This window comes from Streptomyces sp. NPDC059900, assembly GCF_050270335.1.
GTDB lineage: Bacteria > Actinomycetota > Actinomycetes > Streptomycetales > Streptomycetaceae > Streptomyces.
This window is the reverse complement of record NZ_JBNNJZ010000268.1, coordinates 1-10917: the sequence shown is the minus strand read 5'-3', so window position 1 is coordinate 10917 and position 10917 is coordinate 1. Positions and strand designations below refer to the sequence as shown.

The 10917-nt window shown below is 71.0% G+C and carries 12 protein-coding genes; 8 read left to right on the top strand and 4 right to left on the bottom strand.

Features of this window, described 5'->3' with window-relative positions:
- Nucleotides 1–289: 289 nt before the first annotated feature.
- Nucleotides 290–763 carry an ATP-binding protein gene (locus tag ACQKIP_RS28180; protein ID WP_365860432.1) on the bottom strand — a complete coding sequence of 158 codons (474 nt, stop codon included), beginning with the start codon at nt 761–763 and terminating at the stop codon, nt 290–292.
- A gap of 227 nt (nt 764–990) precedes the next feature.
- Here ACQKIP_RS28180 and ACQKIP_RS28175 point away from each other — a divergent pair, with 227 nt between their 5' ends.
- The 4 genes from ACQKIP_RS28175 to ACQKIP_RS28160 all read left to right on the top strand — a co-directional run bounded on the left by ACQKIP_RS28175 (nt 991) and on the right by ACQKIP_RS28160 (nt 3484).
- A complete protein-coding gene (locus ACQKIP_RS28175) occupies nt 991–1842 on the top strand; it encodes a helix-turn-helix domain-containing protein (RefSeq protein ID WP_365860431.1) in 852 nt (283 codons plus the stop codon).
- An 11-nt stretch (nt 1843–1853) separates the two neighbouring features.
- Nucleotides 1854–2060 (top strand): DUF397 domain-containing protein, encoded by a 207-nt coding sequence (locus ACQKIP_RS28170; RefSeq protein WP_365860430.1) that lies wholly within the window; start codon nt 1854–1856, stop codon nt 2058–2060.
- 157 nt (nt 2061–2217) lie between these two features.
- Nucleotides 2218–2838: a DJ-1/PfpI family protein gene (locus tag ACQKIP_RS28165; protein ID WP_365860429.1), complete on the top strand. Its 621-nt coding sequence runs from the start codon at nt 2218–2220 to the stop codon at nt 2836–2838.
- A 52-nt stretch (nt 2839–2890) separates the two neighbouring features.
- Entirely contained in the window at nt 2891–3484 is a 594-nt protein-coding gene (locus ACQKIP_RS28160) for a hypothetical protein (protein WP_427744463.1), read from the top strand.
- A gap of 20 nt (nt 3485–3504) precedes the next feature.
- Here the strand turns inward: ACQKIP_RS28160 and ACQKIP_RS28155 are convergent, their stop codons facing one another.
- The gene (locus tag ACQKIP_RS28155; protein ID WP_365860427.1) at nt 3505–4491 is read right to left on the bottom strand and encodes an alpha/beta fold hydrolase; all 987 of its coding nucleotides are present in this window, start codon (nt 4489–4491) and stop codon (nt 3505–3507) included.
- A 160-nt stretch (nt 4492–4651) separates the two neighbouring features.
- On the opposite strand from ACQKIP_RS28155, the gene ACQKIP_RS28150 reads away from it, so the two are divergent.
- On the top strand, nt 4652–5044 hold the full coding sequence (locus tag ACQKIP_RS28150; RefSeq protein ID WP_365860426.1) for a VOC family protein: 393 nt from the start codon (nt 4652–4654) through the stop codon (nt 5042–5044).
- A 39-nt stretch (nt 5045–5083) separates the two neighbouring features.
- On the opposite strand, the gene ACQKIP_RS28145 is transcribed toward ACQKIP_RS28150, so the two are convergent.
- On the bottom strand, nt 5084–6688 hold the full coding sequence (locus ACQKIP_RS28145; protein ID WP_365860425.1) for a FadD3 family acyl-CoA ligase: 1605 nt from the start codon (nt 6686–6688) through the stop codon (nt 5084–5086).
- Between the two features lie 126 nt (nt 6689–6814).
- On the opposite strand from ACQKIP_RS28145, the gene ACQKIP_RS28140 reads away from it, so the two are divergent.
- Genes ACQKIP_RS28140 through ACQKIP_RS28130 form a run of 3 tightly spaced genes read left to right on the top strand, consistent with a single transcriptional unit; the run spans nt 6815 to nt 9249 of the window.
- Nucleotides 6815–7966 carry a lipid-transfer protein gene (locus ACQKIP_RS28140; RefSeq protein ID WP_365860424.1) on the top strand — a complete coding sequence of 384 codons (1152 nt, stop codon included), beginning with the start codon at nt 6815–6817 and terminating at the stop codon, nt 7964–7966.
- A gap of 60 nt (nt 7967–8026) precedes the next feature.
- Nucleotides 8027–8482, top strand: a complete 456-nt coding sequence (locus tag ACQKIP_RS28135; RefSeq protein ID WP_365860423.1) for a Zn-ribbon domain-containing OB-fold protein — start codon at nt 8027–8029, stop codon at nt 8480–8482.
- Nucleotides 8479–9249, top strand: coding sequence for an enoyl-CoA hydratase/isomerase family protein (locus ACQKIP_RS28130; protein WP_365860422.1), 771 nt, complete (start codon nt 8479–8481; stop codon nt 9247–9249). Before ACQKIP_RS28135 ends, ACQKIP_RS28130 begins: the two co-directional genes overlap by 4 nt.
- 279 nt (nt 9250–9528) lie before the next feature.
- Here ACQKIP_RS28130 and ACQKIP_RS28125 read toward each other — a convergent pair.
- Nucleotides 9529–10917, bottom strand: a 1389-nt coding sequence (locus tag ACQKIP_RS28125) for a PQQ-binding-like beta-propeller repeat protein (RefSeq protein ID WP_427744460.1), incomplete at its 5' end; no start/stop codon positions are given.

Here is a 10917-nt window from a genome sequence, read left to right as displayed (position 1 = left end):
ACGCCACGGCCACCACGCAGGGCGAGGGCCACCCCCCCGCCCCGCCCACGGACTGACCTCAGCCGCACACCCGACGGGGGAACCGGGCGGCCGCGGTGGCGCGGAGGGGGAGCCACCGCGGCCGTCGCTGCCGGACCGTCACCACGGGGGAAGCACGGGGGAGAGCACGGGGGAAACACCCTCGGGGTCGGGGGGCCACGGGGGAAGCACTACGGGGGAACCGCACGGGGAAGCACCACGATGGGGCCGCAGCGTTGAGCTCGGCCCCATCGCGCTGCCCGCTCCAGGGCTACGCGGCAGCCAACTCGCACCACACGTACTTGCCTCTGCCACCAACGGAACCACCGGCAACCCCGGCGAGGGCGTACCACCCCCACTCGTCGGAGCAGCTCCGGACCAGCGCGAGGCCCCGCCCGTCCTCCGCGTACGCCGATACGACGTCCGGCGGCAGTTCCGGAGGCGTCGGATCGCCGTCCCATACCCCGATCCGCAGCACCCGCCCCGCCCACCGCAGCCGCAGGGCGGCAGGTCCCTTCGTATGTCGGAGGGCATTGCTCAGCAGCTCCGTCGCCACCAGCTCGGCCACCTCGGCCAGGTGCGGCAGGCCGTGCGCGGCGAGGACCAGGCGCAGGGCTCTGCGGCCGATCGTGACCGCGCGGAGGTCGTGAGGGACGTAAAGGGTGTACTCCCAGGGTTCGTCGGGCTCGGTGCGGGTCGCCTCGCGGTTCGTCACGCAGTTCGCGGCGCGGCGTGTTTCGGGCATGGCGGTACTCCTGTGGGGGTGGAGATGCTGAAGGAAGTCGAGAAGCACTGCGGCGAACCGCCGGTGGCCATGCCGCGACCGTCAAGGCGTGACGGGGCGGTGCGCTTCCGGGAGCCTCCCGATTCCGCAACGTGAGGGTTGCATCACTGAACGTAGGGGTTCAGTTGAACCCCGTCAACCTCAACTGGGATACTCGGCTTCTCCAACTCCCCCAAGGAGCCATGCACATGCCGGCGAGAAGCATCATCACCGCACGCCAGGAACGGCTCGGCGCCGAGCTGCGCAAGTTGCGCGAACGGGCGGGCCTGACGGGCCGGGATGCAGCTCGCGCCGCCGGTATCGCCGAAACCAAGGTCTCTGCAACAGAAGCCGCGCGGGTCGGCGTCAGCGAGGAGCGAGTACGTCATCTGGCCAGCCAGTACGCGTGCGACGACTCCGCCCTGATCGACGCCCTGTCCCGCATGGCAGCCGAACGGACGCGGGGCTGGTGGGAGGCATACCGGGAATCGGTGCCGTCCGGGTACCTGGATCTGGCCGAACTGGAGCACCACGCTTCAGACTTGTGGACCTTTCAGAGCGTTCACATCCCAGCTCTCCTGCAGACGGAGGACCAGGTGCGGGCGATTTTCACGTCCACGGTCCCGAAGCTCCCCCAGGAGGAACTCGAAGTACGCGTACGGTTCCGCCTGCGACGCCAGGAGATTCTCGACGAGGGCCGAGCCTTCCGCTACGAGGCGGTGATCCACGAAGCCGCCCTGCGAATCCGGGCCGCCGGCACCAAGGTCGCTCGCGATCAGTTGCAGCACATCCTGGATCGAACAGACCACCCACAAGTGGCCGTCCGCATCGTTCCGTTCGACGTCGACGGCTTCGCCGGAATAGCGGACACGCTGCTGTACGCCCGGGGCCCGGTACCGCAGCTGGACACCGTGCTGATGGACACCCCGCACGGTGGCGCCTTCCTTGACGCGGACGCACAGCTCAGCCGCTACCGAGAGGTCCTGACCAAGGTGGAGGGGGCGGCATTGGGGGTCATAGAGTCGAAGGACCTCATCCACCGCATCATGCGAAGCATGTGAAGGACCCCGACATGACACAGCAGACCGCATGGCAGAAGTCCTCGTACTCCGGCGGCGGTGACTCATCCGACTGCGTCGAGCTGTGCGCCCAGCACCCCGGCACCGTGAAGCTCCGCGAGAGCGACGCACCGGCCACCGAACTCTCGACCACCCCCGAACGCCTAGCCCACCTCATACGCCACGTAAAGACCCAAAGCCGAACCCACCCCTGCGAGTAGCCGCGTCCCGCGGCCCGGGCACCCAAGAGCGGGCGGGGTGCGGCGATGGCGGAGTGGCAGGAAAGGTGGGCTTCTCGTCATTGCGGACATTCGCGCCCCGCAGAAGACTTGAGGCACCGCACGGCACCTCACCGCCACGCATCCGGAAAGGGACCCCATGCAGATCGCGATCCTGCTCTACGACAAGTTCACCGTCCTCGACGCGATAGGCCCCTACCAGACCCTCTCCGGCCTCCCCGGCGCCGAAGTCGTCTTCGTCGCCGAGCAGGCCGGGCCCGTGCTCGACGACAATCGCGTGCTCTCCCTCGTCGCCACGAAGTCCCTCGCCGAGGTCAGCACTCCGGACATCGTCGTCGTGCCGGGCAGCCCGGAGCCCGCCCTCGGCAACGAGGCTCTCCTGGACTGGCTTCGCCGCGTCGACGCCACCACCACCTGGACGACCTCCGTCTGCACCGGGTCGCTCATCCTCGCCGCCGCCGGGCTGCTCAAGGGGCGGCGCGCCACCTCCCATTGGCTGGCCCTTGAGCAGATCAAGCAGTTCGGGGTCGAGTCGACCGGGGAGCGCGTCGTCTTCGACGGGAAGTACGTCACCGGCGCGGGCGTCTCCGCCGGGATCGACATGGGCCTCACCCTGGCCGGGAAGATCGCGGGCGACGAGCACGCGCAGACCGTACAGCTGCTCATCGAGTACGACCCCCAGCCGCCGTACGACGCCGGCTCCCCCGACAAGGCCCCGGCCGCGCTCGTGGAGAAGTTCCGGGCGCAGACCGTGTCCTAGCCGTATCCCGATCGTGCGCCGCGCATCACGCGACCATGGCAGAGTCACCGCCATGGTCCGCATGGTCACCTCAACTCAGCGGCGGCGTCTCGGCGCTGTGTCCGCGCTGCTCGTAGGCGCCGCGCTGATATCCGCCTGCGGCGAGAAGCCGCACGGCACCGCCGCCGCTCCCGCACCGAGCCAGAGCTCCGGCCCCGGCCCCTCCCCCTACGTGGAGCCCGGTGTGGTCGACGGTGCGCCCCACAACGGCGACAACAACGCCTACCGCCGCCCCGGCGACATGACCCCCGCGAGCGAGGAAGCGGCACAGGCCGAGGCCGCCCGTATGCGGCCCGTGCTCAAGCGGCTCCACGCCGAGAAGAAGTGGGACCCGGAGAGCGTCCGGGCCGCGCTCACCGGCGAACTCGGCTACGAGATCGTGAAGACCGGCAGCAAGGGCAAGGTCCTCGGCGGGAGTCTCACCGTGCAGGAGATGCGTTCCCGCTACGAGAACGACGAGTACGTCACCCCCGAAGGCACCATGATCGGCCTCCGCGTCCGCAAGGACGCCTGCGTGACGGCGTTCGTCCAGCCGACGAACTACGAGGCGAGGGCCAACGGCCCGTTCATGGAGACCGGCTGCATGGAGCCCCCGGTAGGCCACTGACCCCCGTCAGCCACACCCGTTCACGCCGCGTGCACTCCCCCCAGCCACTCCACCAGGAGCCGGTTCACCTCGTACGCCCTCTCCTGCTGCACCCAGTGCCCGCAGCCCTCCAGGATGTGCGAGGAGACCAGGCCGGGGAGCGTCCTCGGGTACGCCTTGATCGCGTCGGCCAGCCATGTCGTCGACGCGTCCCGGTCGCCGCCGATGAACAGTGACGGCTGCGTGATCGGTGCTCCGTCGAGGGCGGCCAGGTCCTCCCAGTCGCGGTCGGCGTTGCGGTAGCGGTTGAGGCCGCCGGTCAGGCCGGTGCGCTCGAACTCGGCCGCGTAGAAGTCGAGATCGGCCTCCGTCAGCCAGGAGGGGAGGCCAGCGTCCGGGGTGAAGCGGTCGGACATCCGGCCGCCACGGTGTACGAAGTGGAGGCTCGGACCGTCGGACGGCGGCGGCATCGTGTCCGCCGACAGCGCCGCGTAGAACCCCGCGAGCCAGCCCCGCACATCGGGCTCGATCTCCGCCTCCGCCCTGCCCGGCTCCTGGAAGTAGCTGACGTAGAACTCCTCGTCGGGGCCGCCGATCATGCTGAAGACCTCGGTGGGGCGGGGGCCGCCCCGCGGTGCGTAGGGCACGCTCAGCATGCCCACCGCCGTGAAGACGTCCGGTTCGAGCAGCGCCGAGTTCGCCGCGATGCCCGAGCCCCAGTCGTGGCCGACGACCGTCGCGGTCCGCGCACCCAGGGCCCGTACGACCGCCGCGTTGTCGGCGACGAGTTCCGTCATCCGGTACGACGCCACCTCCCGCGGCTTCGACGAGCGGCCGTATCCGCGTACGTCGATCGCCACCGCGCGGTAGCCCGCCTCGGCGAGGACGGGGAGCTGGCGGCGCCACGAGTACCAGGACTCCGGGAAGCCGTGGACAAGGAGGACCAGGGGGCCCTCGCCCTGCTCCACCAGGTGGATCCGGCCGCCCAGAACGTCCACCAGTCGATGCGTCTGCGCGGAGTGCGGCATGTTTTCTCCCGGATCAGTCGAAAGGTCGTACGTCCTCATGATCCTGGGCGCACCCCTCCCCCGCCCGCGAGAAAATTTGCCGCCCCGGCAAATCACCCGCCCCGCCCCGGCCCGGAAACTCGATGGACACCCACCACCCCGCTCGCCGATAGTGCCCCCCATGGCTTCTCTCGTGCGCCACCTCACGTTCGACTGTTCCGACGCCCATCGGCAGGGCACCTTCTGGGCCGAGGTGCTCGGGGGGAAGCTGGCCGACGACGACTTTCCCGGCGATCCGGAAGCCCTGGTCACCGCCGACGGCATCACCATGCTCTTCGTGACCGTGCCCGACGCGAAGACCGTGAAGAACCGCGCGCACGTCGACCTCCAGCCCACGGACCGCACCCGTGACGAGGAAGTCGAGCGGGTCGTCGGGCTCGGGGCCACGATCGTGGGGGATCACCGCAAGCCCAATGGACGCGGCTGGGTCACGCTCACCGACCTGGAGGGCAACGAATTCTGCGTCGAGTGCAGCGCCGCCGAGCGCGAGGCCATCATCAGCAGCGGCAACTAGGGCCCCAGGCCCGTCAGCAGCAGCAACTAGGAAGAGCAACTAAGAACGTCGGCCGCGCAGTTCGTGCTTTACGACCTTCCCGCTCGCGTTCCTCGGCAGCTCCGTCACGAACTCGATCTCCCTGGGGACCTTGTAGTTCGCCATCTCGCGGCGTGACCACGCGATCAGGTCGTCGGAGGTGAGGACCGCCCCCGGCCGCCGCACCACGTACGCCTTGCCGACCTCGCCGAGCCGCGGATCGGGTACGCCGATCACCGCGACGTCCGCCACCTGCGGATGCACGCCGATGAGTTGCTCTATCTCGGCCGGATAGGCGTTGAAGCCGCCGACGATGAACATGTCCTTGATCCGGTCGGTGATGCGCAGGTTGCCCGCCTCGTCGAGGACCCCGACGTCGCCCGTCCGCAGCCAGCCGCCCGGCGTGAGCGCCTTCTTCGTCTCCGCCGGGTCCTCGAAGTAGCCCTGCATGACGTTGTGTCCGCGGACCAGGACCTCTCCCGGATGCCCCGGCGGGAGGACCTCGCCGCCGGGGCTCACCACCCGCACCTCCGTGTCCGGGATGGCCCGGCCCGAGGTGGACGCGATGGTCTGCGCCGCGTCCCCCTGGTGGCACATCGTGACGATGCCGCTCGCCTCCGAGAGGCCGTACGCCGTGAGGACCGTGGCGATGTGCAGTTCGGCGCGCAGCCGCTCGACCAGTTGCAGGGGGACCACCGCCGCGCCCGTCACGACCAGGCGCAGCGCCGAAAGGTCGTGCTGGTCGCGGGCCGGGTGGTCCAGGAGCGACTGGTGGAGGGTGGGCGGGCCGGGGAGGACCGAGATCCTCTCCGCCGCCACGTTCGCGAGAACCGTCTCCACGTTGAAGACCGGCTGCGGGATCATCGTCGCGCCGCGCATCAGGCAGGCGATGATCCCCGCCTTGTAGCCGAAGGTGTGGAAGAAGGGGTTCACGATGAGGTAGCGGTCGCCTTCGCGCAGGCCCGCGAGCTCGCTCCAGATGCCGTAGCAGCGCAGGGTCTGGGCGTGGGTGATGACCGCGCCCTTGGGGCGGCCCGTGGTGCCCGAGGTGTAGACGATGTCGGAGGGGTCCGCCCCGTCGACGCCGTCCGCACGCCCCCGTACTTCCCGGCCGCTCACCCCGTCACCGCCGGCCAGGAAGTCCTTCCAGGTGCGGAAGTCCTCCGGGGCGTCGTCGGAGAGGACCACGACCTGCTCCAGGTGCGGGAGGCCGGGCAGCGGCCCGTCCCCCTTTCCGTCCGCCGCCGCACGGCGCAGCGAGGCGACGTACGACGTGCCGAGGAAGGTGCCCGTCACGAACAGCAGCTTCGCGCGGCTGCGTTCGAGGACGTAGGCCGCCTCGGTGCCCTTGAAGCGGGTGTTGAGCGGGACCAGGACCGCTCCCGCCGTCACCGCGCCGAGCGCGGAGACGATCCAGTCCAGGGTGTTGGGGGCCCAGACGGCCACTCTGTCGCCGGATTTGACCCCGTTTGCGATGCACGCTGCGGCGGCTCTTTCCACGCGCCGGCCGAGCTCGGCGTACGAGACGCGGGTGCGGCCCTCGACGACCGCTTCCCGGTCCGCGTACCGCTCGGCGGCTGCCCGGACCAGTCCCGGGATACTGCCCCACTCCAGGTCGCCGCGCATCACAAGCCCCTCCGCCGCAGTAGCTGACTATCCGTCAGATTAGCTGTAACCTGACGCGCTGTCAGCAGTCGGGACGACGTATGGCGAAGCCCCGGGGCCTCGCCACTCGCGGAGGTGCCGTTGCCCATGGCTTCACTCAAAGACGCTACAGCGATAGTCGGGATCGGGCAGACCGCGTTCGCCAAACAACTGCCCGAGGACGAGAAGACGTTGGCCTGCCGGGCGATCGTCGCCGCGCTCGACGACGCGGGGATCTCCCCGTCCGAGGTCGACGGCTTCGCCTCCTACACCATGGAGGAGACGGACGAGGTCGAGGTCGCCAAGGCGATCGGTGCGGGCGACGTGACCTTCTTCAGCAAGGTCGGCTACGGGGGCGGTGGTTCCTGCGCGACCATCGCGCACCTCGCGGCGGCCGTCGCCACGGGACAGGCGAGCGTGGGCATCGCCTGGCGCTCGCGCAAACGGGGCAGCGGACCGCGCCCCTGGAAGAACACGGCGGTCCAACTCCCCACCCCAGGACAGTGGACGAGGCCCTTCGGCCTGCTCCGCCCGGCGGACGAGATCGGGATGCTGGCGCGCCGCTACATGCACGAGTACGGGGCGACCCGCGACCACCTGTTCAATGTCGCCCTCGCGTGCCGGAACCGGGCCAACCAGAACCCGGCCGCGATGATGTACGAACGCCCGCTGACCCGCGAGATGTACATGTCGTCGCGCTGGATCAGCGAGCCGCTCTGTCTCTTCGACAACTGCCTGGAGACGGACGGCGCGTTGGCCTGCGTGATCGTCTCCGCCGAGCGGGCGCGGGACTGCCGCCAGAAGCCCGTGTACGTCCACTCCGTCGCCCAGGGCCTGCCCGCGCAGCACCACGGGATGGTCAACTACTGGAACGACGACCCGCTGACGGGCCCGGCCTGGACGGCGGCCCGACACCTCTGGAAGCAGGCGGACTTCGCCCCCGAGGACGTGGACGTGGCCCAGATCTACGACGCGTTCACGCCGCTGATCCCCCTCTCCCTGGAGGGATACGGATTCTGCGGCCGGGGCGAGGGCGGCGCGTTCACGGAGGGCGGCGCACTGGAGAGCGGCGGCCGGCTCCCGATCAACACCGGGGGCGGCGGCCTGAGCGAGGCCTACGTCCACGGCTTCAACCTCATCAACGAGGGCGTGAAGCAACTCCGGGGCACGAGCACCGCCCAAGTACCGGACGCGTCAACGTGCTTGGTGACGGCGGGCGAGGGAGTACCGACATCGGCGGTACTGCTGCGGGCTCCGTAAGGGGCGCGGGGAACTGCGCGAGCAACCACGACGGACCCGCACCCGGAAAAGGACGACCACATGGCAGAAGCGACGACCGAACCCCTGCTGGCCCCCACGATCGACAAGGACGGCGCCCCGTTCTGGGAGTACGCCGCTCAGGGCGAACTGAGAATCCAGGCCTGCGCCAACCCGTCTTGTGGGGAGCTCCGGTTCCCGCCCAGGCCCTGCTGCCCCCACTGCCAGTCCTTCGACTCCGAGTGGCGGCGCATGAGCGGCCGTGGCCGCATCTGGTCCTACGTAAGGCCACACCCGCCCCTGCTCCCCGCGTACGCGGCACACGCCCCGTACAACGCGATCATCGTCGAGCTGGCCGAGGCGCCCCGCATCCGCCTGGTCGGCAACCTCGTCGCCGCCCCGGACGCGCCGCTGGACTCCGTCGACCCGGAGCGGCTCCGCATCGGCGCGAAGGTGCAGGTCGCCTTCACCGACGTGGACGGAATCACGATGCCCCGCTGGCTCCTGGAGCGGCCATGAGCCTGCGTACGGCGTTCGACAAGGAGACGGGCGTCGCGGTCGTCACGCTGGACCGCCCCGCCCGCCACAACGCCATCGACCAGGCGACGGCGGACGAACTCTCCACCACCTGGAGGGAGTTCCGCTACGACGACACCGTGCGGGCGGTCGTCCTCACCGGCGCCGGGGAGAAGGCGTTCTGCACGGGCATCGACCGCGACACGGACGTACCGCAGCCGGGCTCCCCCTACTCGATGGACGATCCGCTCCTCGCCGTCGGCCCCAAGGCCAACGACCTGTGGAAGCCGGTCATCGCCGCGGTGAACGGCATGGCGTGCGGCGGCGCGTTCTACCTTCTGGGCGAGTCGGAGTTCGTCATCGCCGCAGAGCACGCCACGTTCTTCGACCCGCACACCACGTACGGCATGGTCAGCGCGTACGAGGCGATCCTCATGGCGCAGCGGATGCCGCTCGGCGAGGTGGCCAGGATGTCGCTGATGGGCACCGCCGAGCGGGTATCGGCGCGGCGGGCGTACGAGACGGGCCTGGTCTCGGAGGTGACGGAAGCGGCCGATCTGCTGGCGGCGGCCACGCGCGCGGCCGAGGTGATCGCCGCCTGCCCGACCGAACCGGTGCAGGGGACGGTACGGGCGCTCTGGTCGGCGAAGGAAGCGGCCCGCACCCAGGCCCTGGCACAGGCGCCGCACCTCATCGCGCTCGGCAATCTGCCCCCGGACCGCCAGGCGGGCCTCTTCACGGGCCGCGGGTCCGATTTCCGTACCAGGTGAGCGAGTGAACGGGTCAAACCGCCGCCTCGCGCGGTTCATGCACTCGGCGTAACGTCACGAGTGGACGGCCGCCGTCCGGACCCCCTTCCACCACTGGCACGACGGCCGTCACGAGACGGACCCCGAGCCAGGGGCCGGGCCCCCTCCCCCGCCGCCAGCGGCAGTAGTTTTGCCGCGGCGCCGGCGCGACGCGGGGCAATCGGGTGGGTGGGCGGGAAAGATTCGCCGCGAAGCGGCGGCCAGGACCGCACCCGACCCGCACCCCGGGGCCGGGGGCGACTAAGACCGGGCCGTCCCGGTCCCCCGCTCCGCGTCCAGCGCGTACACGCACCGGTCCTTGCTGCACGCGTACACGACGCCGTCCCGCACCACGGGTGCCCCGGTGATCTCCCCGCCGGTCGCCAGCTTCCAGCGCAGGCGGCCGTCGTCCGCCTTCAGGGTGTACAGCAGGTGGTCCGTGGACCCGAAGTGGATCCGCCGGTCGGCGACGACGGGCGCGCCGACGACCTCGCCGCCCGCCTGGAACCGCCACTTCGGCGTCCCCGTCACCGCGTCCAGGGTGTAGAGCCCCTTGCCGCTGCCCACGTGCACATGGCCGTCGGCGACGAGCACGGGCTCGATCGATGCCCGCGACTCCGTGGCGATGCGCCACCTGTCACGGCCGTCCGCGGCATCGAGGGCGTACACGGTCCCGAGGTAGTCCGCGAGGTACACGCCGCCGCCGGTGACGGCGGGCCCCGGCGCGAACGCGGGCGGGCACAGGAACGCCGCGGGCGCCTCGAAGTGCCACCGGACATGGCCCCCGGCCACGTCGATCGCGAGGACCCGGGTCCCGGCGGACACGTACACGTACCCGTCCTGCGCGGGCGCGAGCCGCACCGGCACGCCGCCGCAGGAGGCCGCGTCGCCGATGGGGTACGACCAGCGCTCGTCGCCCGTACGGGCCTCCAGGGCACGCAGGCGCGCGTCCTTCCAGACGTAGACCGTGCCGTCGTGGACGACGGGCCCCGCCTCGGGGGTCTCGAAGTCGGTCTGGGCCCCGGTGATCTCCCAGAGCTTCTGGCCGTTCGCGGCTTCCCAGGCCTGCACGCCGCCGCCGCGCGTGCCGGTGACGACGGTGCCGCGGTCGGCCTGGAGGGAGTACACCCAGGCGTCGGTGTTCAGGCGCCACATGTCGGTGCCGTCGGCGCCGTCGAGGGCGTAGAGGGTGGGGCCGTCCGAGGCGTGGATGCGGCCGTCGGCGACCGCCATGGACCAGGCGACGTCCCGCGTCTTGAAGCTGCGCCGGCCCGTGCCGACGTCCAGGGCGTGGACCTCGAAGGACGTGACGTAGACGAGGTTGCCCGCGACGGCGGGCGTGCCCCACACGTCGTTGGACATCCGGAAGCGCCACGGCCGCCAGGCGGACCCCGCGTCCGGCGCCACGGCAGGCGCGGGCACCACGGGGTCGACGCCGTTCGCCGCGGCCTTGGACCGCGACCACGAGGCGGCGAGCCCGGCATCGGCGGCCGGGGCGCCCCCGGCGGCGGCGCGTGCGTCGGCCACCCGCGGGCCGGGACCGATCGGCACCTTCGCCCCGGCCAGATGCACCGGACCGGCGTCCGGCACGCCCCCGAAGGGCGGCGGCTGCGTGGGCGGCGCCGGCGGCGCGTGCTGCGGGGGCGGCGG

Excerpts from the sequence above, each read along its gene's own strand:
- ACQKIP_RS28180 (WP_365860432.1), bottom strand. The coding sequence starts at position 763 with ATGCCCGAAACACGCCGCGCCGCGAACTGCGTGACGAACCGCGAGGCG.
- ACQKIP_RS28175 (WP_365860431.1), top strand. The coding sequence starts at position 991 with ATGCCGGCGAGAAGCATCATCACCGCACGCCAGGAACGGCTCGGCGCC.
- ACQKIP_RS28170 (WP_365860430.1), top strand. The coding sequence starts at position 1,854 with ATGACACAGCAGACCGCATGGCAGAAGTCCTCGTACTCCGGCGGCGGT.
- ACQKIP_RS28165 (WP_365860429.1), top strand. The coding sequence starts at position 2,218 with ATGCAGATCGCGATCCTGCTCTACGACAAGTTCACCGTCCTCGACGCG.
- ACQKIP_RS28160 (WP_427744463.1), top strand. The coding sequence starts at position 2,891 with ATGGTCCGCATGGTCACCTCAACTCAGCGGCGGCGTCTCGGCGCTGTG.
- ACQKIP_RS28155 (WP_365860427.1), bottom strand. The coding sequence starts at position 4,491 with ATGCCGCACTCCGCGCAGACGCATCGACTGGTGGACGTTCTGGGCGGC.
- ACQKIP_RS28150 (WP_365860426.1), top strand. The coding sequence starts at position 4,652 with ATGGCTTCTCTCGTGCGCCACCTCACGTTCGACTGTTCCGACGCCCAT.
- ACQKIP_RS28145 (WP_365860425.1), bottom strand. The coding sequence starts at position 6,688 with ATGCGCGGCGACCTGGAGTGGGGCAGTATCCCGGGACTGGTCCGGGCA.
- ACQKIP_RS28140 (WP_365860424.1), top strand. The coding sequence starts at position 6,815 with ATGGCTTCACTCAAAGACGCTACAGCGATAGTCGGGATCGGGCAGACC.
- ACQKIP_RS28135 (WP_365860423.1), top strand. The coding sequence starts at position 8,027 with ATGGCAGAAGCGACGACCGAACCCCTGCTGGCCCCCACGATCGACAAG.
- ACQKIP_RS28130 (WP_365860422.1), top strand. The coding sequence starts at position 8,479 with ATGAGCCTGCGTACGGCGTTCGACAAGGAGACGGGCGTCGCGGTCGTC.